Consider the following 26,725-nt stretch of genomic DNA (forward strand, 5'->3'; position numbering starts at 1 on the left):
AGAGATGACAATTCAGTCATCTCTTTTTATATAAAAAAGAACCCATCAATTAGTGATGAGTTCTAAGAATCAAAAACTATTTCTTAAGTAACTTTTCAGCATCAGCTTTAACATCGTCATCGCTCATGTTTAAGTACTTTTCCATATCAGATTCAGTCTTCATGGTATCATGACTGTTATCTTCCATGTAGTGATCCCATAATGCATCACGTACTGGAGTTGAGTCGTCGCTCCAATCAAATACTTCTGACATCTTTTCGTCTAATACGCGTGGTGTTTCAAAATCATCAGCCATGTTATATATCCCCTTTTTCATTTATTCATGTCTATTTTAGTTCTTTTGGGTTAAAAATGTTAGTTATTTGCACTTAATTTAGTGTTTTTACTTAATTTTTTAATGCCAGGGATGCTGATCATGGTGACAAAGCTGATTAAATATAAAATAGAGAGGAAAATCATCACTACGTACAGGTTGTACTGATCCATTAAAATCCCGATAATGACCGATGACATCCCACCAACTGCTCGACCAACACCCACGATGATGTTGTTAGCGCTACTTCTGACCTCAGTGGGATAGAGCTGGCTCACGACCGCACCATAGCCGCCGTACATCCCGTTTGAGAAGAAACCAACAATGGCACCAATCACCAGTAAAGCAATCGTCGTGTGAGCTAGGACCAATAAATAAACCATGATTGATGAGGCAATCAGGAAGATTCCAAATGAAAGCCGGGGACCAATGTGATCAAGAATCATGCCAAACACCATCATGCCAACACTCATCCCAATAATAGTGGAAATCATCCACAGTGAGGATCCAGCAACGTTTAAACCACTTTGCTTTTGAACGATGGTTGGAAGCCAGTTCATTAACCCAAAGTATCCAGCAATCTGAACGGTGGTCATAATCATCAAACCGACACTTTGATAGGCAGTCTTAAAGTCTGAAAACATGTATTTTTTAATGGCTTCGCCAGTTGAAATGGTCTGTTCCTGCTTTGATTCAAGAAACTCGTCTGACTCATGCAAGTGGCGTCTAACGAAGAAGATTAGGATAATCGGAATGAGGCCAAATAGGTATAACGCATGCCAGCCAAGGTGTGGAATAACAAAGGCGGCCAGGATTGCTGCAAGTAAGGCACCGACTTGCCCGCCGACAGATGCAATTGACGACATTTTACCTAACTTATTCTTGGGGAAGGCTTCGGCTAGTAAAGTAATGCCAAGTCCATACTCACCACCAGCTCCAATCCCGGTCAACAGTCTTAGAAAGTAGATTAAGTAGATGTTGTTGGCAAACCCCATTAGAGCGGTCGCAAACGCAAAGATGAAGATGGTGTAGGTAAACGTCTTGACTCGACCAAAACGGTCACCTAGAAATCCAAAAATCACGCCACCAAGCAGCATTCCCCAGTTGGTGATGGTTCCAATTAACCCGGCCGCTCCAGCTGAGATGTGTAAGGATGCGATGATGGAACTCATTGTAAAAGACAGAAAAAGCACGTCCATGTTTTCAAGACCAAAGCCAGAACTAGACGATAGTAAGACTAGTTTCTGGTTCTTGCTCATTGATGCATGGCTGTGCTCAGTATTATTGCTTATTTTATCCATAATTTCCTCCAAATTAAGACTCGCTGGTCTTGTTTATTTGACGCTGTTAGTGATTATTACATAGTAAAATTGTTTTGACAAGATGAACTTTTACCTTGACGGCCCCACCGATATTCCCTATATTTAGAGTAATAATTAATTAAGTTGGTTCAGAGAAACCAAGATTATGTTTATTAACTGATATAAATTTAATTTTAAAGGACCATTCTCTGACACCCGTCTGTGATTGGTCCTTTTTTGCGAGGTAAGAAAATGAAGAAGACAATGATGATTGCGCTGGATTTTCCGACGCAGATGGACGTAAATACGTTTTTGGATCAATTTGCGTACCCAAGTCAGTTGACGGTCAAGATTGGCATGGAACTTTTCTATCGATACGGTCCTGAGACGGTCAAAGAAATCAAAAATAAGGGGTGTTCAATCTTTTTAGACCTGAAGTTAATGGACATTCCTAATACTGTATACGCGGGTATGTTTCAGCTTGCTCAACTTGGAGTTGACTACGTGACCGTACACATGCTTGGTGGAAGTGAAATGATGAGGGCTGCCAAAAGGGGATTGGTTGATGGCAGTAATCAATCTCATAATCAGGTTCCCGAGTTATTAGGGGTGACCGAATTAACTTCTATTTCGCAAAAAGGACTCGCTAATGAACAAAATTGTTCTTTGAGCATGAATGAGCAGGTGGTTTCTCTAGCTAAGTTAGCGAAAGATTCTGGTTGCGAGGGAGTCATTACCTCCGCTAAAGAACTACTCGATTTAGTGAAACAAGTTGGTGATGATTTTGATTACGTTGTGCCGGGAATCAGAAGTAAAGACGACGCCAGTGAAGATCAAAAACGGGTGGCAACACCAGAACAAGCAAGACGTGATGGTGCGTCTGCCATTGTGGTAGGACGTCCAATTACGCAGAATGAACATCCCTATCGGGCTTATCAAAAATACAATGATGAATGGAATTTAAAAAAGGGGACAGATTAGTTATGAATAGTACAACTGAGATTTTAGAAGACCTGATTAACGACCAAATCGTTCAACTGAATCCAGGACGCCCCTTTACGTTTGCCAGTGGGATTAAGTCGCCAATTTATACCGACCTACGTTTAACGATTTCGTATCCAAAACTAAGAAAAAAGATTTATCAGGCCCTTGGTCAATTAATTCAGACTAATTTTCCGAACGTCACGGTCATTGGCGGAGTGGCAACAGCTGGAATCCCGCACGCGGCTTGGGTAGCTGAAGCAATGAAGTTACCGATGATCTACGTTAGATCTAAACCAAAAGATCATGGAACCAGTAAACAGATTGAGGGGAAAGTAAGGAAAAATGATCATATTGTGCTCATTGATGATCTAATCTCAACTGGCGGAAGCGTGATTAAGGCGGCTCAGGCAGTTCAAAATGACGGCCATCAAGTTGATGGGGTAGTTTCCATCTTCTCCTATGGTTTTAGTGATGCCGACGATAATTTTAACAAGGCCGATTTAAGATTTGTTCCGCTGTTAACTTATCCTGAACTAATTAAGCAAATGCTTAACAACGGTCAAATCGAAAATGATCAGTACGAGCGACTTAATAAATGGCATCAAGACCCCTGGGCATGGAAATAAATCACTTTTTTAATTCTTCGTTTTTTAAGGATATATTACAATCTGTTATCGCTTACAATTCCCTGTTGACACGTGAAAATTTTAACTATATGATAGGAATTGTTGATAGATAGACGACTATAAATCATGGGAATAGGAGAATTAATATGGTAAAAGCAGCAGTTGTTAGAGATAATTCAGATGGATACGTTGATGTTAAAGATGTCAAACTTCGTCCAATTCACGAGGGTGAAGCTTTAGTTAAAGTTGAGTATTGTGGACTCTGTCATACCGACCTCCACGTTGCCTCGGGTGACTTCGGTGAAGTTCCGGGCCGAATCATTGGTCACGAAGGAGTTGGACGTGTAACTCAAGTTGCTGACGACGTTACCGACTTAAAAGTTGGTGACCGAGTTTCAATCGCTTGGTTCTACTCAGCTGACGGTACTTGTGAGTACTGTGTTACTGGTAATGAGACCTTATGTCGTAACGTTAAAAACTCTGGTTTCACCGTTAACGGTGCCATGGCAGAAGAATGTATCGTTGATGCTAAGTACGCCGTTAAGGTTCCTGAAGGATTGGACCCCGTTGAAGCAACTTCATTAACTTGTGCCGGTGTTACCACTTACAAGGCTTTAAAGATTGGTGACACGAGACCCGGCAAGTGGGTTGAAATCGTTGGTGCCGGTGGATTAGGTAACCTGGGTGTTCAACTTGCCAAAAACGTCTTTGGTGCTCCAGTTGTAGTTGTGGATGGAGATCCTAAGAAGTTAGAAGCTGCTAAAGAAAATGGTGCCGATGTTTTGATTAACAGACATGACGGTAACGTTGCCGAACAAGTTCAAGATAAAGTTGGTGGGGTTTACGATTCAATCGTTACTGCCGTTAACAAGGATGCTTTCACTCAATCAGTTAACGCTTTACGTCCTGATGGAACCTTAGTTGCGGTTGCTCTACCAAAGGGTGATATGGCACTTAACATCGACAAGACCGTTCTTGACGGTATTAAAGTTGCTGGTTCACTAGTTGGAACTAGACAAGATCTTAGAGAAACCTTCCAGTTCGGTGCTGAAGGTAAGGTTAAACCAATCGTTAGAACTGACAAGTTAGAAAATATCAACAACGTAATTGATGACATGAAGGCTGGTAAGATTGTTGGCCGTGTTGTTTTCGATTTCACTGGTGATGACAAATAAATTAAAATTATCAACTAACTTAAGAAGTAGAATTCATAGAATTCTGCTTCTTTTTTTAATAATTAGTCCTGGGTCCGTTATAATAGAAGAATAAAACTATTTTCAAATTCATAACGAACGAGGAATCATAATGACGGAACCAAAGTATAAAATTGCAATCCCAAATCAGGTCGTTGAACGTCTCCATATTAAGCCGGGAGCCAAATTGAACTTGACACTGCGAAGACAGGGCATGACGGTAGAGAAAGTTAACGATGGCACGCCGAATTCGTGGAACGTTTCGATCTGGTGGTCGCTGGTTCCGGCGGTGATGACCGCGTTAATCGCACTGATCTTTTTTAAGTATCGGCACTTTCAGATCGTCCCCATCAGTGGTAAATATTCGATTGCCAGTGGCACCATTGTATTGGGACTGTTTTTTGGTGCTTTACTGTTTACGATTTTTCTCATTAAAAGTCGCAAGAATCCACAAAATACCATTTATCGCAATATTTACTGGCGAAACTTTCCAACGATTGTTCTATCCTTTACTGCCAGTTTATTGGTTGGGCTGCTTGGGGTATTTTGGATTCTGGGAATTGCTTTTAAAGGCGCCACTTTCGATGTGTATACGGCGACCATCATCATTGCCATTTTAGAGGGAATCGTGAACTACGTCATGATTAGTGTGGCAGTGGCTCTAACGCCAACTTTATTAGTCGATCTTTTGAACCTAATCATTGTTTCTGGTGTTCTGATCTCCATGTCGTCAAACAGTCATCGCTACTGGTGGCGCCATAATCTGAGCTTTTTGGGGACGAGTCGAGCAACCGACAGTTGGCAGTTTAACTTGACCATTATCTTTTCCGCTTTATTGATGTGGGCTGTGATTGATTTCTTGTTTGTTTCGTTAAAATCAGTTCAAAGACCAACCATTCAAACTTGGATTTTACGAACCCTTTTGACGTTAATGGCGTTTAACGTGGCCGCTATCGGGATTATTCCCAATGACATTCAGATTCCGTGGATGCATTTTTGGCACACTCAGTTTGGCTGGTCGTTAGTTTGGATTATTATTATTCTGATTGCTGGAATTCGTTGGCTTTGGCCTGGAATTTCTAAAAACTTCCTGAAAACGTCGTATTTGATTGGACTACTACTAGTGCTGGCCAGTATCCTCTTTCAAGTTGTGCACTACTTCTCACTAACAGCCTTTGAGATTACTTCGTTCACGTTGGCCTTTTCTTGGATTATGATGTTATTTCAGTACATCTTAGACGTCGTGAACAAGGGAACGCTTGATTTTACCGTGACGCTCGCTAAAAATAACAAACAAAATTCATGAAATAAATAACGTGATATCCTACAATTAGTTCATGGAGGTGTTAAGTATGAGTAGAGATTTAGAATCAAAAGTACGTTTAAATAATGGCGTTGAAATGCCCCAATTAGGAATGGGTGTTTGGAAGAGTGATAATAAAACCGCCGCTCAATCCGTTGAATGGGCACTAAATGATGGTTATCGAGCAATCGATACCGCTAAACAATATGGAAATGAAGCCGGTGTTGGTGAAGGTCTGAAAAAAGGTCTGGCTGACAACGGATTAAAACGTGAAGATGTTTTTCTAACGACTAAAGTATTTAATGGTGACCAAGGATATGATTCAACTCTTGAAGCTTTTGAAGGCCAATTAAAGCGTCTTCAAACCCCATACGTTGACTTGTTACTAATTCACTGGCCAGTTAATGGCAAGTACAAGGAAACTTGGCGCGCTCTTGAAAAGATTTACCATGAGGGTAAAGCACGTGCCATTGGAGTTTCAAACTTCAATATTCGTCGTCTAAGAGACTTGATGAAGCATGCTTCCGTAAAGCCAGCTGTCAACCAAATGGAATTTCATCCATTAGAACAAGAAGCTGACATTAAAGAATACTGTGACTTAAATGACATTAAGCTTGAAGCATGGTCACCACTTGGTGGTGGAGCTGCTTTAAACAATCCACTTGTTAAGAAAGTTGCTGAAAAGTACGGTAAATCAACCGCACAAATCATCATTCGTTGGGACATGCAACGAGGCATTATCTCAATTCCAAAGTCAGCTCACGAAAAATACATTAAAGCCAATGCTGACATCTTTGACTTTGAACTTGACGATGATGACATTCGCCTAATTAATAGCCTTAACGTTGATAAGCGTTCAATTTGGTACGGTGACTTCCGTTGGAATGGGAATCCTGATGCTCCAGTTGACACTGTTGACCAATGGGATGACTAATTTAGTCAAAAGAGAAGCGTGTGCTTCTTTTTTTTATTGGTTGTGATTGTGACTGATAGCCTTTTTATTAAGATTTCGTTATAATGAAATTGTAAATAAATTAACAAAGGGAGAATTATTATGATTATTAAAGCAATTAAAAGTGCCCTTAACGTAACCAAAAAGCATTTTTGGATTTTGTTAGCAATGGTTGTTCCTGCGATCTTAATATCCGCTGTTCTGGGTGGATTGGTTAGCAGCCTGCAAAATTCTGAGGCTTTGAGTTTAAGTTATAGTTTGGGTGCCAGTTTTAGTATCTGGTTAATCTCGATCATCGTTGGAATTATTGGGATTGTATTATTTGAGTCAGCAGCGATGGGATACCTGACTGGTGACGAGACCAATACGTTTAAATTTGAAGATGCCTTTGTGGCATTTAAACAAGGAAACACTTGGTTAGTGGCAGCATTGTATGCCGCTTTTATGGATTTGATTAGTTTCATTTTTGGTGCATTATTTGTTGCCTCTGCTGGTGTGATTAGTGCTTCATTTGTTCCTCAAGTCTTTGGTTTTAACACCACCACCGCTCAAGTGGTCGCTTTGATCATTGTTGGAATTGTGATTCTAGCATTAGTTGGAATTGCTTGGATCTTCGTTGCTACTGGGTTAGCGTTCATTTACTTAACCTACTTTGATGCTCAACGAGATGGTAAAAAGGTTCACTTGATGGATGGCTTTTCAGCTTCATGGAAACTCATGACTGGCAATCGTTGGGGTCTGATTGGTTTGAAAGTTTTGAACCTAATCATTGCCATCGTAACCTACGCGGTAATTGTCCTGGTAGGTGCACTTCTCTGGTGGATCTTTGCCTCAATGTTGACATGGACCGTCTTTGCAATTGTGCTTGAAGTCATTTTGACGGTGCTCGCCATCGCAATTTCAATCTTTTACATGGTATGGTTCTCAATGGCTAACATTAAATTCTACGAAGAAATTAAATAGTTAATCATTAGTTACAAAAAGAGAAGCAAGTTGCTTCTCTTTTTTTACGTTGTCAAAAAGAACTCGGCGTGTAATAATTCTAGTAACGAAAAATGGAGGAATACATATGATTGCAAATGCAATGACAAAGTCGTGGGGAATCGTTAAGAAGAACTGGTGGATGATGTTTTTAATGGGCATCCCAGCTGGGGTCGTGGGAGCTTTTTCGGATCCAATGATGTTGTTCAAGCTTCAAGGCATGCAAAGAGCCCTTTTCTCAATCTTTGAATTAATCGTTGGTCTGGTGGGAATCTTATTTGCTGCCTCTCTGGCCATGGGATACGCCAAGAGTATTCAAAATGATAGTTTTAAGTTTAAGAATGCTTTTGTGGCTTTTAATCGTAAGTACAATTGGCCTGTCATCATTCTGGTAGGACTATTAATGACACTTGCAGAGGCCTTTGCAACCCTCCTATTGATTGTTCCCGGCGTCATCTTGTCGGTTGGATGGGGTCTTTGGATGTATTCGTATCAAGATGAAATTGAGACCGGAAAAGAAGTTGGGATTACTCAAGCATTTACCGATGCTTGGCAAACAACGAAGGGTTACAAGTGGAACTTTTTTTATCTGCAGCTGTTATTTTTCTGTATGTATTTCGTATTAACCATTTTGATGACAGCCGTTACAACCGTTGTGAAGGGTAATTCTATTTTAGCCGCGGTGGTTTCTGTGATTGTATATGTTCCAATGATTTTCATTAGTTTCTGGAATTCAGCGGCTCAAATCATTTTCTACCGTGAAATTAAAAATAAATAAGTGTCAAAAAAGCGTTCATCATTTGATGAACGCTTTTAATTTTTCTATCTTTATTTAAACAGGGTGTTAATTTGATCATACTCGGCGTGGCTAAGGTCAATATCTAACGCTTTAGCATTGCTTTTGACTTGCTCTGGCTTTTTGGCACCCGGAATAACAACCGTGATATCAGGATTCTTGATGTACCAAGCAATGACGATTTGAGCAACGGTAGCGTCATGCTTGTCGGCAATTGGCTTTAGTTGGTCAACTTTTTCAACAATCTTTTTGAACTCTTTGCCTTTAAAGTCGGGATTGTCATGTCTGATATCATCCTCTGGGAACTTAGTCTCTTTGCTGTACTTGCCGGTCAAGAGTCCAGATGCAAGTGGGAAGAATGGAACAAATGAAATATCGTGTTCCTTTAGATATGGGAATCTTTCCCTTTCGGCTGAGCGATCAATCAAGTTGTATTCTTCTTCATCAATGTCAACCAGCCCGTCAAGGTTGGCCTGCTTTAATTGTTTCATTGACATGTTTGAAACTCCGATGGCACGAATCTTACCGGCTTTTTTCATTTCGTTTAAAGCAGCCACTGATTCGTTTAATGGGGTGTGATCATCTGGAAAATGGATGTAGAAGATATCAACGTAGTCGGTTTGAAGTCGTTTCAAACTATCTTCGACGCATTGTTTTAAGTATTCCGGAGAGTCATCAATAACAACGCTTCCATCGCTTTGAACCTTTTGACAACCCTTAGTAGCGATCTGAATCTTAGAACGATCGTATCCCTTGATGGCTTCACCGATTAGTTTTTCTGATTCGCCCATGCCATACGCAAAGGCAGTATCTAGCAGGGTAATGCCAGAGTCTAAAGCTGTTTTAACGATTTCGATTCCGGTTTGGTCACTTAAGTTTGGAAATAAGTTGTGACCACCAACGGCATTAGTGCCTAAGCCTAGTGGGACTGTTGTTACATCTGATTTGCCAATTTCTACTGTTTTCATGTTAAATCCCTCCGTTACTGATTGAGTTCTGCTTTAATCTCAGGTTGGGCAAGCAAATAGTGATAGATAATGATCGCTTGATTATGCTTGGTATCTTTTGCTCCATACAACAAAATTACGTTACCCGATTTTAAATGGGTGGAAATTAATGATATAAATCCGGGCATTTGTGGATTATTTTTTAGTTCATCCAAATACTTTTGTTTGAATTCCTCAAACTTGGCGGGGTCGTGTCCGAACCATTTTCTTAGTTCGGTACTTGGAGCGATTGATTTGAACCAAATATCTAGATCGGCGTTAACCTTCGAGATTCCACGAGGCCAGAGACGATCAACTAGGATTCGGTATCCATCCTTATCGACGGGCTTGGTATAGATTCGTTCAAGCTTCAATTCCATTTTTCTTACCTACCTTCATTGATTATTTGATCTCTTATACTATAAGCAAGTATACGATACCTTGGTGCCCAAACGTTAGAATTTAGTCTTCAATGTGGTAAAATCAAGTGTAAAAAAATTAAGGAGGGACAGTATCATGGTTAGAAAAAATCGGATTTCGGATGGTATTTCCAAATTGCACGGTTCGGCCAATGAATTCTTGAAAAAATTTCAAACTGAAATCGATGAAAAACGACATCCTAATAAACAGAGAGTGATTGATGGGACAGATATTGAGCTGGCGCCACGGCAAAAGATTGAACGTCATCGTTATCCAGATTTGGTGGACTATGGCACCTATTATTCCGCAATCATGGATAATGGGCATACTGTTCTGGTCAACCCAGATTACCTTGAGTACAGCGTTGAGGTTATGCCCGGTTCCTATGATCAAGAGCATCATTTCATAAATGACACTAATCACTGGCGGATGTACTATGTTGATGGTGTTGGAATCGATCGTTACTCGGCTCCCATCCCAGAATCCTATGATTATCTACAGGATATGGATAATGATGAGGCCGATAAATTCCCAGGAATTCCTGGAGATCGATACGGAAATCGATGGGCGATTGGGTATAATTCAAAGGATAAAATCCTCTTAGTAAGTAGCGAGGCACTCAGTTTGAATAAACGTTAAGATGTTACCAAACGTCACATTTGTAACGTAAAACTAAATTTTGTGAGATGAAAATATGGAACAGTTAAGCATTGATAAAATAATGGAAATTCTTCCAAACCGTAACCCAACTTTATTTGTGGACCGAGTGGATCAGCTAACTCCGGGCGAGTCAATTGATGCCGTAAAGAACGTCACCGCTAATGAAAATTATTTTCAGGGTCATTTTCCCGGATTTCCACTAATGCCAGGAGTTTTAATTGTTGAGACCTTATCGCAGGTGGCGTCAATCCTCATTTTGAAATCGCTTGATGTTGATCCTAAAAGTAAGGTTACTAAACTTAACAAAACTAAAAATGTGAAGTTTAGACACATGGTCCGACCTGGCGACATTTTGAAAGTTCACGTTGATTTAAAAGAAGTTAACGATGGAACCTACACGATGGTGGCTGATAGTGAAGTTAATGGCGATAAAGCTTGTTCGGCCACGCTTGAATTCTCGTTAGCTGACCGGGTCGATTAAGTAGGTGATAAGTAGTGAGTGCTTTTAAAATTATTTCAAGCGCCAAAAGTGTTCCTGAAAAGGTCGTCACTAATGACGACCTGGCTAAGATTATGGACACCTCTGATGAATGGATCAAGAGACGAACGGGCATTTCAAGTCGGCACATTGCGGTTAATGAATCTACAACGTCAATGAGCGTGGAAGTGGCTCAAAAGCTTTTGAAAAGTTCTGGGACTGATCCTAAAGACTTGGATTATGTAATTGTGGCCACCATGTCATCTGATTATCAGACTCCATCGACGGCTGCTAGCGTTCAGGGTGCGATTGACGCTACCAATGCGGTGGCGTTTGATATTGATGCCGCATGTACGGGTTTTGCGTTTGGAACGTCAATTCTTAATTCGTTGTTAGCAAAAAAGAACGGTAGTTGTGGGATTTTGATTGGTGCGGAAGTATTAAGTAAGTTTTTGGACTGGTCAGATCGATCAACTGCCGTGCTTTTTGGTGATGGAGCCGCTGGAATCTTGGTTAAAAATGATCCTAGTTCTGATTCGAAGGTCTTAGGAGAGTCCCTTCAAACTTATGGTGATTTGGGGTCAGCTTTAACAGCTGGACACTTTCCCTGCGTTACACCATTTGGGAAAAGTACCAACCAAGAAAATCGGTTCTTTAAGATGGATGGTCATAAAGTGTTTAACTTTGCGTTAAAGAGGGTTCCCAGTTCAATTAAGATAGCACTAACAGATGCTCATTTAGCTTTAGATGATATTGATGTTTTTGTCATGCATCAAGCTAATGCCAGAATTATTACTAGCGTTGTTAGAAGGCTTGATTTGCCGAAAAGTCGGTTCCCAATTGATATTGATGAATATGGGAATACAGCGGCAGCTAGTGAACCACTGCTATTGGCAGATTTGCTTACAAGCGGTAAAATTCAAAGAGGAAACAAAGTTGCCCTTGTCGGTTTTGGTGGCGGATTAACTACTGGAACTGTTATAATTAATTATTGAGGACAAACAAATTTTATTAAATGGAGTGATTATTTATGGCTGAAAAAGCAGATAAGAATCAGATTTTTGACAAGATTAAGGCGGTTGTTACCGACCAAACCGATATCAACCCCGATGACATTAAAATGGACGCTAACTTCAAAGATAACTTGGATTTAGATTCATTAGATATCTTTGAAATTGTGGATGCCCTAGAAGATGCCTATGACATCGAAATTGATAGTGACGAGGGCATGGAGACGGTTTCTGACCTAGTTGATTATGTTGCAAAGCAAATTGACGAAAAAAACGATAAATAATAAAGTGTTTTTTATTTTAGGAGTGTTTTAAATTTTGAAAATCGGTTATTTATTCAGTGGGCAGGGACAACAGTTTGCTAACATGGGATCTGACTTGTATCAAAATAACGATACCTATAAAAACGTGGTCGATACCGCGTCGCATACTTTAAATCTTGATCTATCCGATCCGAAGGTTTTTGACGATCCTGAAAATACGCAGATTGCCATTTTGACTTTGAGTTATGGAATTTACCAGATTTTAGCTGGTAAGCTTCCTAGAGCACAGGCAATGATGGGTCTTAGTTTAGGCGAGTATAGTGCTTTAGTATCTGCTAAAGCACTATCTTTTCAATCAGGATTAAAATTAGTGCGTGACCGAAGCCACTACATGGATGAAGCCGGAAAGCAAAATCCCGGTTCAATGGCTGCTGTGTTAAAGGTTGAGCCCAAAGTGGTGGTTGACGTAACTAACGAAGTTGATGGAGCATACCCAGCTAATTTCAATACCAGCGAACAAACTGTGATTGGTGGGACTGAGTCTGGGGTCAAAACAGCTAGTGCAGAACTTAAGAACCGGGGAGCAAAGCGAGTCGTTCCCTTAAAAGTTGCCGTTTCTTCACATACTCCGCTGATGCAACTAGCTAGTGATTTGCTTTCAAAACGAATGGAGAATGTTGCCTTTAAAACCCCGGAGGTTCCAGTGATCAGCAACACTGACGTTGACCTGTTTAACAAGGATAACCTCTCCGATACGTTAACCCGTCAGTTGGTCAATCCAACCCACTTTAAAGCGGATCTAGAATTCATGGTCAAAAACTACGGAGTGGATACGCTGATTGAGATCGGGCCGGGGAACACACTGACTAAATTTGCAAAAAAGACACTTAAAGATGTCGATGCTTATAGCGTTGACAGTTTGAAAAAATTGAATGATTTACAAGCAAAACTTGGTTTGGAGGACTAATTCATGACAACGAAAAATGATAAAAGCACAGTTTTAATTACTGGTGCTACCAAAGGAATTGGTCTGGCAACCGCCAAACGATTAGCAAAAGATCCACATAATTTTGTGATTGTGAATTCTCATCGAGAATTAAGTGATGACGAAGTAAAAAATTTAAAGTCACAGTTTGACACTGAGATTGAGATCTTGATTGGCGACGTTTCAAAAGAAGAAGACGCTGAGTCAATGGTGAACCAGATCTTAGATGAACATGATCATCTCGATGTATTGGTTAATAATGCTGGGATTACCAGGGACAAACTCTTAACGCGGATGAGCGAAGAGGATTTTAAAGCTGTGTTAGACACCAACCTCGTTGGAACGTTTAATATGACTAAGTATGCCTTAAAGACAATGCAAAAGAAACGAGCTGGTGTTATCATCAACACTTCCAGTATTTCGGGACTTCACGGAAATATGGGACAGGCGAATTATTCGGCAAGCAAATCAGGGATTGTTGGTTTAACAAAGACGACGGCACAAGAGGGATCACTTAGAGGGGTTCGTTGTAACGCCGTTGCTCCTGGCATGATCAAGACCGACATGACGGCCAAATTGAGTGACAAAATTATTTCGAGGTGGGAAGATACCATTCCCCTTCATCGTTTTGGAAGTGCTGAAGAAGTAGCCGAAACAATCGAGTTTTTGATTAATAATCAATACATTACCGGACAGGTAATCACTGTTGATGGCGGGCTCACAATGTAGTTCCGTTTATTTAAGGGAGGATTCAATTGGGTAATAGAGTTGTTGTTACGGGCATGGGTGCAGTAACCCCGATCGGGAATGATGCTGAGACTTTTATTGATAATTTGTTGGCTTCAAAGGTTGGAATCGAAAAAATCACTAGTTTTGACACCTCTGAGATTAAAGCTCACGTGGCAGCCGGCGTAAAGGACTTTGATCCAAGCAAACGCTTAGCTAAACGAGACTATCATCGAGTAGATCCATTTGCGCAATACGCACTTTACAGTGCCGTAGAGGCAATGGACCAAGCTGGGTTGAAACGAGGAGAATATGATGGAAAGGATCTTGGCGTCATCTACGGATCTGGGATTGGTGGTATTAGTACCATCGAGACGCAGGTTCTAAAAATGTACAAAAAGGGTCCCAGACGTCTTTCCCCGTTATTTATCCCAGAAACCATTATTAATATGGCTGCTGGCAATATTTCGATCTACTTTGGCGCTAAAAACACCAGTAAAGCCGTGGTTACAGCTTGTGCAACTGGAACCAACGCGATTGGCGATGCTTATGAATACCTTAAAGCCGGCAAGGCTAAAATGATGATCGCTGGTGGATCAGAGGCAGCAATTACTCCGGTTGGGATTTCAGCCTTTGCGGCCCTAACAGCTCTTTCTTCAAGTGAAGATCCAGCTCACGCTTCCATGCCATTTGATAAAGATCGGGACGGTTTCGTAATGGGCGCTGGTGCTGGAACCTTAGTGCTTGAAGATTACGATCACGCCAAAGCGCGTGATGCACATATTTTGGGTGAAATCGTTGGCTACGGCCAAACGAGTGACGCTTACAACCTTACTGCTCCGGATCCAGATGGGGAAGGGGCCATTGGGGCCATGCAACAAGCATTGGATGAAGCTCACATCAAGACTTCCGACCTTGATTACATTAATGCCCATGGCACAGCAACTCAATCTAATGATGTTTCTGAGTCAAAGGCCATTAGCAAGTTGTTTAAAGATAATGACCACGTCTTGGTTAGTTCAACCAAGGGGATGACTGGTCATGCCCTTGGGGCTGCCGGGGCCATTGAGGCCGTGGCAATTCTTGGAGCCATGAAGCACAGTCAAATGCCAGTGAATGTTGGTGTCAGTACTCAAGATCCAGAAAGTCATATCAAGCTAGTGGATAAAGAGAATGCTAAAAGACCGGTCAATACCGCCATTAGTAATTCATTTGGATTTGGTGGTCATAACGCGGTCATTGCGATAAAGAAGTGGAATCAATAATGAATGAAAAAGACATTGAAAAATTAATTACTAAATTTGATAAGTCCAACTTACAAGAATTAAAAATTGACGAAAACGGTCAACAACTTTATTTCTCAAAGATTGACAGTCATTCTAAACCAGTCACCCACGTTGAAAAAACGGCGGATGATAAATCGGATGAAAATCAGGAAAAACTTCAGTTGAATGCACCTACTAGTGGTAATTATCAACTAAAGGCACCGATGGTGGGAATATTGTACTTTGCTCCTAGTCCTGAAAAGCCCGACTTCAAAAAAGATGGTGATCGCGTTCAAAAGGGTGAAACGGTTTGTATCATTGAGGCCATGAAGATGGTCAATGAAGTTAAAAGTCCGGTGAGCGGAACCATCGTGAAACGTCTGGTTGATAATGGTTCGATGGTTGAGTATAACGAACCAGTTTATGAGATTAAGGAGGATTAGTTATGACATTGAATGTTAATGATTATATCCCTCAACGTCCCCCAATTCAGATGATTGATAAGATTGACACCATTACCCCGGGAGAGGGAGCCGAGGCCACTAAGATGTTGGCAGGAAACGAATGGTACTTTGCAAATCAAGGTAATCATCCGACACTGCCACGTCCGTTGGTGCTTGAGTCAATGGCTCAGACTGGAGTGGTTGCTCTCTTATCAATGCCAGAATACAAGGGTAAAAACGCCTTTTTTGGTGGAATCAAACAAGCTGAGTTTAAAGATGACTTTCGACCGGGCGATGTTTTACATTTAAAGGTCGATTTATTAAAGGTTAAACATAATATTGGAATTGGCAAAGGTGTTGTCACTAGGGACGGACAGGAAATCGCTAATGCAACGTTGATGTTTGCGGTTGAATCATAGTGAGTGAAAGGTGATTTAATGTTTAAAAAGGTACTGGTGGCTAATCGGGGCGAGATTGCAGTCCAGATTATCCGTGCGCTTCATGATATGAATATTAAGGCAGTGGCAGTGTATTCAACTGCTGACGCTGATAGTTTATTCGTAAAATTGGCCGATGAGTCAGTCTGTATCGGTGGACCATTTCCAGACGAGTCATATCTCAATATGGCAGCAATTGTTGATGCAGCGGTACTTACTGGTTGCGATGCTTTGCACCCGGGATATGGCTTTTTGTCTGAAAACGCTGATTTTGCGGAACTTTGCAATCAGTGTGGCATTAAGTTTATCGGTCCAAGTGCTAAGGTCATAAATTTGATGGGTAACAAGGGAAACGCCAAGGAAGCCATGAAAAAAAGTGGTGTGCCAACGATTCCTGGCAGTGATGGTTTTATTGACTCCGTGGAACAAGCCAAAGAAGTCGCTCATCAAATTGGTTATCCGGTAATGCTGAAAGCTGCTGCCGGTGGTGGTGGTAAAGGGATTCGAAAAGTTGCTGATGACGATGAACTAGCTAAGGCTTTTCAGGATACGAAACGGGAGGCTAAACTTTCCTTTGGCGATGACCGATTATACATGGAAAAAGATCTAAACGACGCCAAGCACATTGAGATGCAAGTCATTGCCGATGAGCATGGTAACGTTGTTTATTTTCCCGAACGTGATTGTTCACTTCAACGTAATCACCAGAAGATCATTGAAGAAAGTCCATGTGCCGAAATTAGTCCGGCAAAGCGAAAAGAACTTGGTCAGATCGTCGTTAACGCCACCAAAGGAATCCAGTATACAAATACAGGTACATATGAGTTCTTAATGGATCGGGATCACAACTTCTACTTTATGGAAATGAACACCAGATTGCAGGTCGAGTACACCATTACCGAAGAAGTTGCCGATGTGGAAATCATTAAAGCCCAGATCTTAGTTGCAGAAGGCGAAAAATTACCCTTCACGCAGGCTGATTGTGGCGTAAAAGGCTACGCTTTGGAGTGTCGAATTGATGCAGAAGATCCCAGCAATAATTTTGCACCATCGCCGGGTAAGATTACAAGTTTGCACCAGACCTATGGTACAAAAGGAGTTCGAGTGGACTCTGGCATCGGACAAAATGATGTCATTTCACCGTACTACGATTCGATGATTGCCAAAATCATTGTTCATTTACCCACCAAGAAACAAGCCGTCCATAAGATGCGTCGGGTTCTTAATGAGTTTCACATTGAAGGGGTCAAAACTAACCGAGATTTCTTGATTGCTTTACTAAATGACAAGCATTTCTTGGCTGGTGATTTTAACAATAATTACATTGAATGTACGTTCTTAAAAGAATGGATGAAGAAACATGGCAAAAAGTGATTTTGAGAATTTGAATTCTGATGAGCTGACCAAAAGAATGGATCAGATTCCTAATGATATTTGGGTGAAATGTCCTTATTGTGGGACTACTTTTTACAAAAAGAAACTTGGTAAGTACAAAGAATGCCCAAATTGTGGCTATGCTTTTCGGATTGGAGCCAAAGAACGCATCCAAATGATGTGCGACGACTTTGCACCCATTAATACTGATTTAAAGGCTTCCAAAAAATTTAAAGACGATAATTATGTGGCAAAACTAAAGAAGGCCAGAGAAGTTACTGGGATAAACGAAAGTGTTCTATCGGGAATCGGAACGATCAACGGTGTCAAAGTTGCGGTTACCGCAATGGACTGGCGTTTTATTATGGCCAGTCTAGGGACAGCTACTGGAGAGATTTTGGCTCGTTTATTTGAAACGGCTACTAAAAAGGGCCTGCCGGTGATTGTCTTCACTGCTTCTGGGGGTGCACGAATGCAGGAGGGAATTCATTCCTTAATGCAGATGGCCAAGGTCTCTGAGGCTGTGGCTGAACACAGTAAGGCTGGGTTGCTTTACATCAGTGTGCTTGGCGATCCTACCACTGGTGGTGTGACCGCCAGCTTTGCCATGCAGGGTGATATTTTGTTGTCAGAACCCCATGCTTTGATTGGTTTTGCTGGTCGTCGGGTGATTGAAAAAACGATCCAACAGCGTCCGCCAAAGGACTTTCAGCGGGCTGAAACGTTGCTTAAAAATGGCTTCTTGGACGATGTCATTAAACGTTCTGAATTGAAAGAAACGTTAGGAAAGTTACTAAAATGGCATCAGGTAGGTGATCTTAATGGCTAAAAAAACGGCATGGGATAAGGTACTAGCCGCTAGAGCTGCCAAAAAAATTGGGGTTGATGATTTAATCAACGGCATTACCGATGATTTTATGGAACTTCATGGTGACCGGGCCTATGGTGATGATCCGGCTGTTTATGGTGGGATTGGCACCATGGACAACATTGCCACTACGTTTGTGGGGATTAGAAAGGGATCAGACCTGAACTCTAACATTGAACGGCACTTTGGTTCAGCTGAACCAGACGGGTATCGGAAGGCTTTACGTCTGATGAAACAAGCCGAAAAGTTTAACCGGCCGATTGTCACCTTGATCAATACACCGGGAGCCTATCCTGGCGTTGATGCTGAGTATCATGGAATTGGTTATACGATTGCTCAATTAATCTTACAAGGAATGCAACTAACCGTTCCTTATATTAGTGTGATCGTTGGCGAAGGTGGCAGTGGTGGTGCTTTAGCACTGGCTGTCGGTGATTGTGTCTGGGCCTTTGAGGATAGTATTTATTCGGTGCTCTCACCTGAAGGTTACGCCACGATTTTGTGGAAAGACCCCAGTCGGATGAAAGAAGCTGCTTCAGTGATGAAATTAACGCCGGATGATTTGTTGTCTGAGGGAATCATCGATCGGATTATTCCCGAAGCTGATACGGTTGATGGTTTCGAACGTTTCAGAGGCGATCTGGTTAAAAAAATTAGGGAATTAAATGCATTATCTAAGGATGATTTGGTTGCTAAGCGACTTTCCCGTTACCGAAATTTTTAATGAATGAATTAATTTTTTGATATAATGATGTAAATTAGATATTTGGTTCTAGGAGGATTTTGAAGATGGCTGATTTATTAAAAGGAAAAAAAGTTGTTGTGATGGGTGTGGCGAATAGAAAAAGTATTGCTTGGGGATGTGCACAAGCAATTAAGTCACTTGGAGCTCAAGTTATTTTGACATACCAAAATGATCGTTTAAAGAAGAGTATTGAGAAGACCATTGGTGATGAAGAGTTCCCACTGGTTGAATGTGACGTGGCCGAAGATGCTAACGTCCAAAAGGCTTTTTCCGAAATTCATGACCGTTTTGGAAACATCGATGGGGTTATTCATGCCATTGCTTTTGCTGACAAAGAAACCCTTCAAAATGGTGTGATTAACACCAAAAAAGATGGTTACAACTTAGCCGAAGACATTAGTGCGTACTCATTTATCTCAGTTACTCGTTATGCCAGCAAGATTATGAACAAGCCTGGTAGCATTTTAACGTTAACTTATATGGGTTCAACTCGTGCCATTCCTGATTACAACATGATGGGAATTGCTAAGGCATCCCTTGAATCAGCTATGCGTTACCTTGCTTCTGAACTTGGTAAAGACCAAATTCGAGTAAACGCAATTTCTGCTGGAGCCGTTAAAACTTTGGCTGTTACCGGAATTAAGGGTCATCGTGACCTTCTTAAAATGTCACAATCATTCACCGTTGATGGTGAGAATGTAACAACTGATCAGATTGGTAACGTTGCTGCTTTCTTAGTTAGCGATTTATCAACCGGTGTTACTGGTGACATTATCTACGTTGACAAGGGTGTTCATTTACTTGCCTAAATTAAAATTAATTTAAATATCCCATAGTCGTTGATCGGCTATGGGATTTTTTTGACTCAAAGGTGGGAGTTTGGTCATGATTACACATTAAAACAAGTGTAACCAGACACATACTTGCTGTAAAAAGTTGATGTGCCGGGCTTTTGTGCCGGAATTATTCTAACTGGAATGGTTTTTGATTGCTAAATAATCAAAACTTGTGGAATATGAACACATGGTAATTATGCGAAGTACCATACTTGAATCAAATTAGATTAATAGAGGTGAATAATTTGAGTTTAATGAATGCAAAAGAAATTATGGATCTGATTCCTAATCGTTACCCGATTTTATTTATTGATCGGGTCGATGCGATGGACCCAGGTAAGTCAATTACGGCTACCAAGAATGTTACGATTAACGAAAATTATTTCCAAGGACATTTTCCTGGTAATCCGGTTATGCCCGGTGTTTTGATTATTGAATCGATGGCCCAGGTTGCTTCAATTCTGATTTTGAAGTCGCCCCAGTTTAAGAACAAAACGGTTTATATGGGTAGCATCCGCAACGCGAAGTTCAGAAAGATGGTGGAGCCTGGTGATGTGCTACGCTTTGAGGTTAAGATTGATAAGGTTAGAGGAAGTGCCGGCTCAGTTTCGTGTGTGGCATACGTTGGCGATAAAAAGGCTTGTGACGCTCAGTTGACCTTTATCGTAAGTAACAAGGAAAGAGAACAATAAAATAGGTAATAGGAGTCGCAAATGGGTAGTTTTTCAATCTTAGAAACGGCAAGGTCAACGCCCAATAATGTTGTTACTAATCATGATTTAACTAAAATCATGGATACCTCTGATGAGTGGATCAAACGACGGACCGGTATTCACGCCCGTCACATTTCTAAGTCAGAGACTAATACTTCCATGTGTACTGATGTTGCAACTAAGCTCATTAATAAGGTCAATATTTCTGCAAGTGACGTTGATTTCATCATCGTAGCCACCATGTCATCAGACTTTCAAACTCCCTCAACTGCAGCAGCGGTTCAGGGAAATCTTCATGCCGACAATGCAGTTGCCTTTGATCTGAACGCCGCTTGTTCCGGATTTGCTTACGGAATTTACGTCTTGAATGCGTTGCTTGCAAATAAGCCGCATGCAAAGGGAATTTTAATTGGCGGTGAGAAGCTAAGCAAGTACATTGATTGGTCGGACCGTTCAACGGCGGTCCTGTTTGGGGATGGTGCTGCGGGAATTCTAGCTACCAATGATGGAAGTGAGTCAAAAGTACTTGCTAGTGACTTAGAAACAGTTGGAGAACTTGGTAATTCGCTAACGGCTGGGCACTTCGCTGATGATACGCACCAGTCTTATTTCAAGATGGATGGTCATGAAGTGTATCGTTTTGCTACTCAAAGAGTTCCCAAGTCCATCAAACTGGCGCTTTCAAAAGCAAACATTGACTTAAATGATGTGAAGTACTTTATCGTTCATCAAGCAAATGAACGAATTATTAAAAGTATTGCTAACAAATTAGGTTTATCGATGGAAAAGTTTCCCGTTAATATCAATAAATATGGCAATACCGCTGCGGCAAGCGAACCACTGCTATTAAGTGAAATGGTAGAGGAGCATCAGATTAACCGTGGTGACAATCTTGTTTTAACCGGTTTTGGTGGGGGATTAACCATTGGAACCGTAGTAATTAGATACTAAATACAAAAAATATTATGGAGTGATAAATTATGGCAGACCAAAACGAAATTTTTAACAAAATCAAGGACTTAATCGCAAAACAAACTGATGTACCAGCATCAGACATCAAGATGGACACTAACCTTAAAGAAGACGTTGATATTGATAGTCTTGACTTCTTTGAAGTGGTTGACGGACTTGAAAACGAATATGACATCGAAATTGAAAGTGATGAAGACATCAACACCGTCCAACAATTAGTTGACTACATTCAAAAGAAGATTGCGGAGAACGATAAATAATCAGTAAAATTATTTATTTGAACAGGAGGAAATCATTTGAGTAATCGAGTAGTTGTAACAGGGATGGGAGCTGTCACCCCCATCGGAAATGATGCCGAAACCTTTTCCAACAATTTGTTCAATTCTAAAGTGGGGATTGCACCAATTACCAAATTTGATGCTAGTAACACGGGCGTGACGGTAGCTGCTGAAGTTAAAGACTTTGATCCAAGCAAGCGTTTAGATAAACGTGCCTACAAACGAATTGATCTTTTTTCACAGTACGCTTTGTATAGTGCTAAAGAGGCCATGGATCAAGCTGGCCTGAAACAGGGTGATTACGAACCCGAGGACCTTGGTGTCATGTACGGAAATGGAATTGGTGGTCTTACTACTATTGAGAGTGACATCATCAAGATGCACGAAAAGGGACCAAAGCGAGTTTCACCACTTTTTGTTCCTAAAGCCATTGCTAACATGGCGGCTGGAAATGTTTCCATGTACTTTGATGCGGAAAACACGTCTCAGACCATCGTGACCGCTTGTGCTTCAGCTAATAATGCCATTGGAAACGCTTTTGAACTAATTAAACAAGGGAAAGCCAAGATGATGATTGCTGGTGGAACTGAAGCTGCCATCACCGAGATTGGAATTGCTGGATTTGCTAAATTGACCGCTCTTTCAACAGCTGAAAAAGTGGAAGATGCCTCAATGCCATTTGATAAAGACCGCAATGGCTTTGTCATGGGAGAAGGGGCTGGCACTCTTGTACTTGAGGATTATGACCATGCTAAAGCGCGTGGTGCTAATATTTTGGCCGAAGTGGTTGGATACGGTGCTACTAGTGATGCGTACCACATGACTGCTCCGAACCCCTCTGGAAAAGGTGCCATTAGAGCCATGAAGGAAGCCATTGACGAAGGTCACATTAAAACTAGTGAACTTGATTACGTTAATGCGCACGGTACCAGCACTCACGCTAATGACGTGGCTGAAGCTGGTGCGATTGAAAAGTTGTTTAAGGATAACGATCACGTCAAAGTTAGTTCCATTAAAGGAATGGTGGGACACTCCCTAGGTGCCGCCGGTGGACTTGAAGCGGTTGCTTTAGTTGCTGCCCTTCAAAATGATCAGATGCCAGTTAACGTGGGGATGAAGCATAAGGATCCTGAGATTCACGTTGATTTGGTTAATGAAGATAACAAAAGGGCACCCGTTAATACTGCCATTAGTAATGCCTTTGGCTTTGGTGGTCACAATGCGGTAATTGCAATGAAGAAGTGGAATGAAGATTAGTGAATGAACAAGATATTGAAAAATTAATTGATAAATTTGAGCAATCGAGTTTACAAGAAATTAAGATTAATCAGAATGAAGGGGCCGTTTACTTATCCAAAATTCCTGATCACGACAGCTTGCATGCAAGTGAGTCAGTTAATGAATCCAGAAAGCCGGCTCAACTTGAATCTGCGTCAATTGATGCAACTGACGACTCCGATAATTATCAATTGAAAGCTCCAATGGTTGGAATTCTTTATTACGCTCCAAGCCCAGAAAGGGCCGACTTTAAGCAAGATGGTGATCATGTTAAAAAGGGTGAGACCATTTGTGTAATTGAAGCCATGAAGTTGGTTAATGAGGTTAAAAGTCCAGTGAGTGGGACCATCGTTAAACGAATGCCTGAAAGTGGTTCGATGGTGGAATACAATGAACCAATTTTTGAAATTAAGGAAGACTAGAAAGCTCAATTCATATTATTTTAAAAAGGTGATTTAATGTTTAAAAAAGTGCTGGTGGCAAACCGCGGCGAAATCGCGGTTCAAATCATCCGTGCACTTCACGAAATGAACATCAAGGCGGTGGCGGTTTATTCAACCGCCGATGCTGATAGTTTATTTGTAAAATTAGCTGATGAATCCGTATGTATTGGTGGACCGTTTCCAGATGAGTCATACCTAAACATGGCAGCAATTATTGATTCCGCGGTTCTTTGCGGATGTGATGCGCTCCATCCTGGGTATGGCTTTTTGTCTGAAAACGCTGATTTTGCTGAGTTATGTGAACAGTGCGGAATTAAATTTATTGGACCCACCGCTTCGGTGATTAACCTGATGGGGAATAAGGGTAATGCCAAAGAAGCAATGAAAAAGAATGGCGTTCCAACTATCCCTGGTAGCGATGGGTTTGTTGATACTTACGACCAGGCTAAAGAAGTGGCCCAAAAAACTGGTTATCCCGTGATGTTAAAGGCTGCTGCCGGTGGTGGCGGTAAGGGAATTCGAAAAGTTACTAGTGAATCTGAATTAAAAAAAGCCTTTAGTGATACTAAGCGTGAAGCCAAACTTTCATTTGGGGATGACCGGCTTTATATGGAAAAAGATTTAAGTGATGCCAAACACATTGAAATGCAGATCATTGCCGATGAACACGGCCACGTGGTCTATTTTCCGGAGCGAGATTGCTCAATGCAGCGTAATCATCAAAAAATAATCGAAGAAAGTCCATGTTTAAAAATTACGCCTGAAAAACGCCAAGAACTTGGACAGACCGTGGCTAAAGCCGCTAGGGGAATTGGCTACACTAATACCGGAACCTTCGAATTTTTGATGGATAAAGAAGAACATTTTTATTTTATGGAAATGAATACGAGGCTTCAAGTCGAATATACCGTTACCGAAGAGGTTACTGGAGTAGAGATTATTAAGGCTCAGATTTTAGTGGCGGAGGGACAATCACTCCCTTTTAATCAACAAGACTGTGAGGTAAAGGGTTACTCACTTGAATGTCGGATCGATGCCGAGGATCCTAGCAATAATTTTGCTCCATCACCTGGTAAACTTCAGCAGGTGAAATTTACCCATGAATCTGATTCCATTCGAATTGATTCTGGGGTTGAAGCTGGCGACATGATTTCACCTTACTATGATTCGATGATTGCTAAAGTTATCGTGCATAAACCGACAAAACGGGAAGCCGTGTCCGAAATGAAGCAAATTTTGAACGAATTTGTTGTGAAGGGGGTCACCACCAATCGCGATTTCTTGATTGGTTTGATTTCTGATCAGCATTTTTTGACTGGTGATTTTAACAATAATTACATTGAAGGTGCGTTCTTAAAAGAATGGATGAAGCAGTATGACAAGCAAACGGTTTGAAAGTATTAGTCAAAAAGAGTTAAGTCAGCGAATGGATCAAATTCCTGATCACATCTGGGTCAAATGTCCAATCTGTCAGAAAAATTTCTACAAGAAAGACCTGGGCAGGTATAAAGAGTGTCCTAATTGTTACTATGCCTTTCGGATTGGTGCTAAAGAACGCATTGAGTTAATGTGTGATGATTTTGAACCCATTAATACTGATTTAAAGGCTTCCAAAAAGTTTAACGACGAAAAATACGTAACTAAGTTGAAGAAGGCACGCGCGGTAACTGGTCTAAATGAGAGTGTTTTGTCTGGGATTGGTACCATTGATGGAAATCAGGTAGCGATGGCTGCGATGGACTGGCGCTTTGTGATGGCAAGCCTCGGGACGGCAACGGGTGAGATTTTGGCACGGCTGTTTGAAACGGCAACGAAAAAGAAGCTTCCCGTGATTGTGTTTACTGCTTCTGGAGGAGCCCGGATGCAAGAGGGGATTCATTCCCTGATGCAGATGGCCAAAGTGTCTGAAGCGGTTGCGCAACACAGTAAAGCGGGCTTACTGTACGTCAGTGTTCCCTGTGATCCCACTACTGGTGGTGTAACTGCCAGTTTTGCAATGCAGGGCGACATTATTTTATCAGAGCCGCAAGCTTTGATTGGTTTTGCGGGACGTCGGGTGATTGAAAAGACGATTCAACAGCGCCCACCAAAAGACTTTCAACGATCAGAGACATTACTGAAAAATGGGTTTTTGGATGGGGTCGTGATACGACGCGATCTAAAAGAGACACTTAATAAAATTCTAAAGTGGCATCGGGTAGGTGACAATGATGAGTAAACCAACCGCATGGGATAGAGTTATAAATGCTAGAGCTGCGGGTAAGATTGGGGTTGATGACCTCATTAACGGAATTACTGAAGATTTTATGGAACTGCATGGTGATCGTGCTTACGGTGATGATCCCGCCGTATACGCTGGGATTGGAACCCTTGATGAAATTCCGACGACGTTGATTGGGATTAGAAAGGGCTCGGATCTAAATTCCAACATCGAACGGCACTTTGGTTCGTCTGAGCCTGACGGATACCGCAAAGCGCTGCGATTAATGAAGCAGGCCGAAAAATTCAATCGCCCAATTGTTACCTTAATTAATACTCCTGGAGCATATCCGGGAGTGGAAGCTGAGTACCACGGGATTGGATACACGATTGCGCAATTAATCTTACAGGGAATGCAACTGAAAGTTCCTTACGTAAGTGTGATTGTTGGTGAAGGTGGCAGTGGTGGTGCCTTGGCATTAGCCGTTGGTGACTGCGTCTGGGCTTTTGAGGATAGTATCTATTCGGTTCTTTCTCCAGAAGGATATGCCACCATTTTGTGGAAAGATGCTAGTCGGATGAAAGAAGCTGCTTCAGTCATGAAGTTGACTCCAGATGACTTACTAAAAGAAGGAATCATTGATCGAATTATTCCTGAAGTAAATACCGCCGATGGTTTTGAACGGTTTCGTGGTGATTTGGTGAAAAAAATTAAAGAACTAAATGCGATGCCAAAGGATGAGATGCTTAAGAAGCGGTTTGCTAGGTACCGTAATTTTTAGTCAATGACCAAGATGTATGAGAGTGTTACTATTGTATCTGTTGAAAATAGTGAGACTCTTATTTTTTATCTCTCGGACCCAATCAGGTCTAATAAAATGAAAATGAGGAATTAGC

General features: G+C 41.3%; 32 protein-coding genes. 28 read left to right on the forward strand and 4 right to left on the reverse strand.

Features of this window, described 5'->3' with window-relative positions; all coding sequences use genetic code 11:
- Positions 1-76: 76 nt before the first annotated feature.
- On the reverse strand, positions 77-295 hold the full coding sequence (locus tag AC6UDA_RS01715) for a P8 family protein (RefSeq protein ID WP_500693400.1): 219 nt from the start codon (positions 293-295) through the stop codon (positions 77-79).
- Positions 296-354: 59 nt separating this feature from the next.
- Positions 355-1,614, reverse strand: coding sequence for an MFS transporter (locus AC6UDA_RS01720; protein ID WP_500710681.1), 1,260 nt, complete (start codon positions 1,612-1,614; stop codon positions 355-357).
- A 252-nt stretch (positions 1,615-1,866) separates the two neighbouring features.
- Here AC6UDA_RS01720 and pyrF point away from each other — a divergent pair, with 252 nt between their 5' ends.
- The 7 genes from pyrF to AC6UDA_RS01755 all read left to right on the forward strand — a co-directional run bounded on the left by pyrF (position 1,867) and on the right by AC6UDA_RS01755 (position 8,431).
- Positions 1,867-2,595, forward strand: coding sequence for an orotidine-5'-phosphate decarboxylase (gene pyrF / locus AC6UDA_RS01725; protein WP_500710684.1), 729 nt, complete (start codon positions 1,867-1,869; stop codon positions 2,593-2,595).
- Between the two features lie 2 nt (positions 2,596-2,597).
- On the forward strand, positions 2,598-3,224 hold the full coding sequence (pyrE, locus tag AC6UDA_RS01730) for an orotate phosphoribosyltransferase (protein WP_500706243.1): 627 nt from the start codon (positions 2,598-2,600) through the stop codon (positions 3,222-3,224).
- A 146-nt stretch (positions 3,225-3,370) separates the two neighbouring features.
- Positions 3,371-4,399, forward strand: a complete 1,029-nt coding sequence (adhP, locus tag AC6UDA_RS01735) for an alcohol dehydrogenase AdhP (protein ID WP_500696445.1) — start codon at positions 3,371-3,373, stop codon at positions 4,397-4,399.
- Positions 4,400-4,529: 130 nt separating this feature from the next.
- A complete protein-coding gene (locus AC6UDA_RS01740; RefSeq protein WP_500695359.1) occupies positions 4,530-5,723 on the forward strand; it encodes an AbrB/MazE/SpoVT family DNA-binding domain-containing protein in 1,194 nt (397 codons plus the stop codon).
- A 46-nt stretch (positions 5,724-5,769) separates the two neighbouring features.
- Positions 5,770-6,654 (forward strand): aldo/keto reductase, encoded by an 885-nt coding sequence (locus tag AC6UDA_RS01745; protein ID WP_500710686.1) that lies wholly within the window; start codon positions 5,770-5,772, stop codon positions 6,652-6,654.
- 120 nt (positions 6,655-6,774) lie between these two features.
- Positions 6,775-7,635, forward strand: a complete 861-nt coding sequence (locus AC6UDA_RS01750; protein WP_500710688.1) for a hypothetical protein — start codon at positions 6,775-6,777, stop codon at positions 7,633-7,635.
- A 106-nt stretch (positions 7,636-7,741) separates the two neighbouring features.
- Complete coding sequence (locus AC6UDA_RS01755) at positions 7,742-8,431, forward strand: hypothetical protein (protein WP_500693408.1); 690 nt, start codon at positions 7,742-7,744, stop codon at positions 8,429-8,431.
- A gap of 50 nt (positions 8,432-8,481) precedes the next feature.
- Here the strand turns inward: AC6UDA_RS01755 and AC6UDA_RS01760 are convergent, their stop codons facing one another.
- On the reverse strand, positions 8,482-9,417 hold the full coding sequence (locus tag AC6UDA_RS01760) for an aldo/keto reductase (protein WP_500693409.1): 936 nt from the start codon (positions 9,415-9,417) through the stop codon (positions 8,482-8,484).
- 14 nt (positions 9,418-9,431) lie between these two features.
- Positions 9,432-9,815 carry a DUF488 domain-containing protein gene (locus AC6UDA_RS01765; RefSeq protein WP_500696451.1) on the reverse strand — a complete coding sequence of 128 codons (384 nt, stop codon included), beginning with the start codon at positions 9,813-9,815 and terminating at the stop codon, positions 9,432-9,434.
- 136 nt (positions 9,816-9,951) lie between these two features.
- On the opposite strand from AC6UDA_RS01765, the gene AC6UDA_RS01770 reads away from it, so the two are divergent.
- From AC6UDA_RS01770 to accA (AC6UDA_RS01870), 21 genes are all read left to right on the forward strand, one after another.
- Positions 9,952-10,494 carry a hypothetical protein gene (locus tag AC6UDA_RS01770; RefSeq protein ID WP_500693411.1) on the forward strand — a complete coding sequence of 181 codons (543 nt, stop codon included), beginning with the start codon at positions 9,952-9,954 and terminating at the stop codon, positions 10,492-10,494.
- Between the two features lie 55 nt (positions 10,495-10,549).
- Entirely contained in the window at positions 10,550-10,996 is a 447-nt protein-coding gene (fabZ, locus tag AC6UDA_RS01775; protein WP_500706248.1) for a 3-hydroxyacyl-ACP dehydratase FabZ, read from the forward strand.
- A gap of 14 nt (positions 10,997-11,010) precedes the next feature.
- Positions 11,011-11,988 carry a beta-ketoacyl-ACP synthase III gene (locus AC6UDA_RS01780; protein WP_500710690.1) on the forward strand — a complete coding sequence of 326 codons (978 nt, stop codon included), beginning with the start codon at positions 11,011-11,013 and terminating at the stop codon, positions 11,986-11,988.
- Positions 11,989-12,023: 35 nt separating this feature from the next.
- Positions 12,024-12,287: an acyl carrier protein gene (locus tag AC6UDA_RS01785; RefSeq protein WP_500693414.1), complete on the forward strand. Its 264-nt coding sequence runs from the start codon at positions 12,024-12,026 to the stop codon at positions 12,285-12,287.
- 34 nt (positions 12,288-12,321) lie between these two features.
- A complete protein-coding gene (locus AC6UDA_RS01790) occupies positions 12,322-13,233 on the forward strand; it encodes an ACP S-malonyltransferase (RefSeq protein WP_500710692.1) in 912 nt (303 codons plus the stop codon).
- A gap of 3 nt (positions 13,234-13,236) precedes the next feature.
- Positions 13,237-13,980: a 3-oxoacyl-ACP reductase FabG gene (gene fabG / locus AC6UDA_RS01795; protein WP_500710694.1), complete on the forward strand. Its 744-nt coding sequence runs from the start codon at positions 13,237-13,239 to the stop codon at positions 13,978-13,980.
- A 26-nt stretch (positions 13,981-14,006) separates the two neighbouring features.
- Positions 14,007-15,242 carry a beta-ketoacyl-ACP synthase II gene (gene fabF, locus AC6UDA_RS01800; RefSeq protein ID WP_500696454.1) on the forward strand — a complete coding sequence of 412 codons (1,236 nt, stop codon included), beginning with the start codon at positions 14,007-14,009 and terminating at the stop codon, positions 15,240-15,242.
- Positions 15,242-15,685 carry an acetyl-CoA carboxylase biotin carboxyl carrier protein gene (locus AC6UDA_RS01805; protein WP_500695350.1) on the forward strand — a complete coding sequence of 148 codons (444 nt, stop codon included), beginning with the start codon at positions 15,242-15,244 and terminating at the stop codon, positions 15,683-15,685. The genes fabF (AC6UDA_RS01800) and AC6UDA_RS01805 overlap by 1 nt, the downstream gene beginning before the upstream one ends.
- 2 nt (positions 15,686-15,687) lie before the next feature.
- The gene (locus tag AC6UDA_RS01810) at positions 15,688-16,104 is read left to right on the forward strand and encodes a 3-hydroxyacyl-ACP dehydratase FabZ family protein (protein ID WP_500707270.1); all 417 of its coding nucleotides are present in this window, start codon (positions 15,688-15,690) and stop codon (positions 16,102-16,104) included.
- A gap of 18 nt (positions 16,105-16,122) precedes the next feature.
- The gene (gene accC / locus AC6UDA_RS01815) at positions 16,123-17,496 is read left to right on the forward strand and encodes an acetyl-CoA carboxylase biotin carboxylase subunit (protein ID WP_500710696.1); all 1,374 of its coding nucleotides are present in this window, start codon (positions 16,123-16,125) and stop codon (positions 17,494-17,496) included.
- Positions 17,483-18,325, forward strand: coding sequence for an acetyl-CoA carboxylase carboxyltransferase subunit beta (locus tag AC6UDA_RS01820; protein WP_500710699.1), 843 nt, complete (start codon positions 17,483-17,485; stop codon positions 18,323-18,325). The genes accC and AC6UDA_RS01820 overlap by 14 nt, the downstream gene beginning before the upstream one ends.
- Positions 18,318-19,088, forward strand: coding sequence for a carboxyltransferase subunit alpha (gene accA, locus AC6UDA_RS01825; protein ID WP_500696459.1), 771 nt, complete (start codon positions 18,318-18,320; stop codon positions 19,086-19,088). The genes AC6UDA_RS01820 and accA (AC6UDA_RS01825) overlap by 8 nt, the downstream gene beginning before the upstream one ends.
- A gap of 65 nt (positions 19,089-19,153) precedes the next feature.
- Positions 19,154-19,918, forward strand: a complete 765-nt coding sequence (gene fabI / locus AC6UDA_RS01830) for an enoyl-ACP reductase FabI (RefSeq protein ID WP_500693423.1) — start codon at positions 19,154-19,156, stop codon at positions 19,916-19,918.
- A gap of 272 nt (positions 19,919-20,190) precedes the next feature.
- A complete protein-coding gene (gene fabZ, locus AC6UDA_RS01835; RefSeq protein WP_500693424.1) occupies positions 20,191-20,637 on the forward strand; it encodes a 3-hydroxyacyl-ACP dehydratase FabZ in 447 nt (148 codons plus the stop codon).
- Between the two features lie 21 nt (positions 20,638-20,658).
- On the forward strand, positions 20,659-21,609 hold the full coding sequence (locus AC6UDA_RS01840) for a beta-ketoacyl-ACP synthase III (protein ID WP_500710702.1): 951 nt from the start codon (positions 20,659-20,661) through the stop codon (positions 21,607-21,609).
- 29 nt (positions 21,610-21,638) lie between these two features.
- Positions 21,639-21,890, forward strand: coding sequence for an acyl carrier protein (locus AC6UDA_RS01845; RefSeq protein WP_500693426.1), 252 nt, complete (start codon positions 21,639-21,641; stop codon positions 21,888-21,890).
- 36 nt (positions 21,891-21,926) lie between these two features.
- Positions 21,927-23,165: a beta-ketoacyl-ACP synthase II gene (fabF, locus tag AC6UDA_RS01850; protein ID WP_500710705.1), complete on the forward strand. Its 1,239-nt coding sequence runs from the start codon at positions 21,927-21,929 to the stop codon at positions 23,163-23,165.
- On the forward strand, positions 23,165-23,608 hold the full coding sequence (locus AC6UDA_RS01855) for an acetyl-CoA carboxylase biotin carboxyl carrier protein (RefSeq protein ID WP_500710708.1): 444 nt from the start codon (positions 23,165-23,167) through the stop codon (positions 23,606-23,608). The genes fabF (AC6UDA_RS01850) and AC6UDA_RS01855 overlap by 1 nt, the downstream gene beginning before the upstream one ends.
- A 36-nt stretch (positions 23,609-23,644) precedes the next feature.
- Complete coding sequence (locus AC6UDA_RS01860) at positions 23,645-25,024, forward strand: acetyl-CoA carboxylase biotin carboxylase subunit (protein ID WP_500710711.1); 1,380 nt, start codon at positions 23,645-23,647, stop codon at positions 25,022-25,024.
- Entirely contained in the window at positions 25,005-25,847 is an 843-nt protein-coding gene (locus AC6UDA_RS01865; RefSeq protein WP_500710713.1) for an acetyl-CoA carboxylase carboxyltransferase subunit beta, read from the forward strand. Before AC6UDA_RS01860 ends, AC6UDA_RS01865 begins: the two co-directional genes overlap by 20 nt.
- Complete coding sequence (gene accA, locus AC6UDA_RS01870) at positions 25,840-26,610, forward strand: carboxyltransferase subunit alpha (RefSeq protein ID WP_500710715.1); 771 nt, start codon at positions 25,840-25,842, stop codon at positions 26,608-26,610. The genes AC6UDA_RS01865 and accA (AC6UDA_RS01870) overlap by 8 nt, the downstream gene beginning before the upstream one ends.
- Positions 26,611-26,725 lie beyond the last annotated feature (115 nt).

This window comes from Fructilactobacillus sp. X8R4C1 (assembly GCF_059900905.1).

What these genes read in the sequence shown, in the direction of transcription:
- AC6UDA_RS01715 (WP_500693400.1), bottom strand. Translation starts at nt 295, where the DNA reads ATGGCTGATGATTTTGAAACACCACGCGTATTAGACGAAAAGATGTCA.
- AC6UDA_RS01720 (WP_500710681.1), bottom strand. Translation starts at nt 1,614, where the DNA reads ATGGATAAAATAAGCAATAATACTGAGCACAGCCATGCATCAATGAGC.
- pyrF (WP_500710684.1), top strand. Translation starts at nt 1,867, where the DNA reads ATGAAGAAGACAATGATGATTGCGCTGGATTTTCCGACGCAGATGGAC.
- pyrE (WP_500706243.1), top strand. Translation starts at nt 2,598, where the DNA reads ATGAATAGTACAACTGAGATTTTAGAAGACCTGATTAACGACCAAATC.
- adhP (WP_500696445.1), top strand. Translation starts at nt 3,371, where the DNA reads ATGGTAAAAGCAGCAGTTGTTAGAGATAATTCAGATGGATACGTTGAT.
- AC6UDA_RS01740 (WP_500695359.1), top strand. Translation starts at nt 4,530, where the DNA reads ATGACGGAACCAAAGTATAAAATTGCAATCCCAAATCAGGTCGTTGAA.
- AC6UDA_RS01745 (WP_500710686.1), top strand. Translation starts at nt 5,770, where the DNA reads ATGAGTAGAGATTTAGAATCAAAAGTACGTTTAAATAATGGCGTTGAA.
- AC6UDA_RS01750 (WP_500710688.1), top strand. Translation starts at nt 6,775, where the DNA reads ATGATTATTAAAGCAATTAAAAGTGCCCTTAACGTAACCAAAAAGCAT.
- AC6UDA_RS01755 (WP_500693408.1), top strand. Translation starts at nt 7,742, where the DNA reads ATGATTGCAAATGCAATGACAAAGTCGTGGGGAATCGTTAAGAAGAAC.
- AC6UDA_RS01760 (WP_500693409.1), bottom strand. Translation starts at nt 9,417, where the DNA reads ATGAAAACAGTAGAAATTGGCAAATCAGATGTAACAACAGTCCCACTA.
- AC6UDA_RS01765 (WP_500696451.1), bottom strand. Translation starts at nt 9,815, where the DNA reads ATGGAATTGAAGCTTGAACGAATCTATACCAAGCCCGTCGATAAGGAT.
- AC6UDA_RS01770 (WP_500693411.1), top strand. Translation starts at nt 9,952, where the DNA reads ATGGTTAGAAAAAATCGGATTTCGGATGGTATTTCCAAATTGCACGGT.
- fabZ (WP_500706248.1), top strand. Translation starts at nt 10,550, where the DNA reads ATGGAACAGTTAAGCATTGATAAAATAATGGAAATTCTTCCAAACCGT.
- AC6UDA_RS01785 (WP_500693414.1), top strand. Translation starts at nt 12,024, where the DNA reads ATGGCTGAAAAAGCAGATAAGAATCAGATTTTTGACAAGATTAAGGCG.
- fabG (WP_500710694.1), top strand. Translation starts at nt 13,237, where the DNA reads ATGACAACGAAAAATGATAAAAGCACAGTTTTAATTACTGGTGCTACC.
- AC6UDA_RS01805 (WP_500695350.1), top strand. Translation starts at nt 15,242, where the DNA reads ATGAATGAAAAAGACATTGAAAAATTAATTACTAAATTTGATAAGTCC.
- AC6UDA_RS01810 (WP_500707270.1), top strand. Translation starts at nt 15,688, where the DNA reads ATGACATTGAATGTTAATGATTATATCCCTCAACGTCCCCCAATTCAG.
- accC (WP_500710696.1), top strand. Translation starts at nt 16,123, where the DNA reads ATGTTTAAAAAGGTACTGGTGGCTAATCGGGGCGAGATTGCAGTCCAG.
- AC6UDA_RS01820 (WP_500710699.1), top strand. Translation starts at nt 17,483, where the DNA reads ATGGCAAAAAGTGATTTTGAGAATTTGAATTCTGATGAGCTGACCAAA.
- accA (WP_500696459.1), top strand. Translation starts at nt 18,318, where the DNA reads ATGGCTAAAAAAACGGCATGGGATAAGGTACTAGCCGCTAGAGCTGCC.
- fabI (WP_500693423.1), top strand. Translation starts at nt 19,154, where the DNA reads ATGGCTGATTTATTAAAAGGAAAAAAAGTTGTTGTGATGGGTGTGGCG.
- AC6UDA_RS01840 (WP_500710702.1), top strand. Translation starts at nt 20,659, where the DNA reads ATGGGTAGTTTTTCAATCTTAGAAACGGCAAGGTCAACGCCCAATAAT.
- AC6UDA_RS01845 (WP_500693426.1), top strand. Translation starts at nt 21,639, where the DNA reads ATGGCAGACCAAAACGAAATTTTTAACAAAATCAAGGACTTAATCGCA.
- AC6UDA_RS01860 (WP_500710711.1), top strand. Translation starts at nt 23,645, where the DNA reads ATGTTTAAAAAAGTGCTGGTGGCAAACCGCGGCGAAATCGCGGTTCAA.
- AC6UDA_RS01865 (WP_500710713.1), top strand. Translation starts at nt 25,005, where the DNA reads ATGACAAGCAAACGGTTTGAAAGTATTAGTCAAAAAGAGTTAAGTCAG.
- accA (WP_500710715.1), top strand. Translation starts at nt 25,840, where the DNA reads ATGAGTAAACCAACCGCATGGGATAGAGTTATAAATGCTAGAGCTGCG.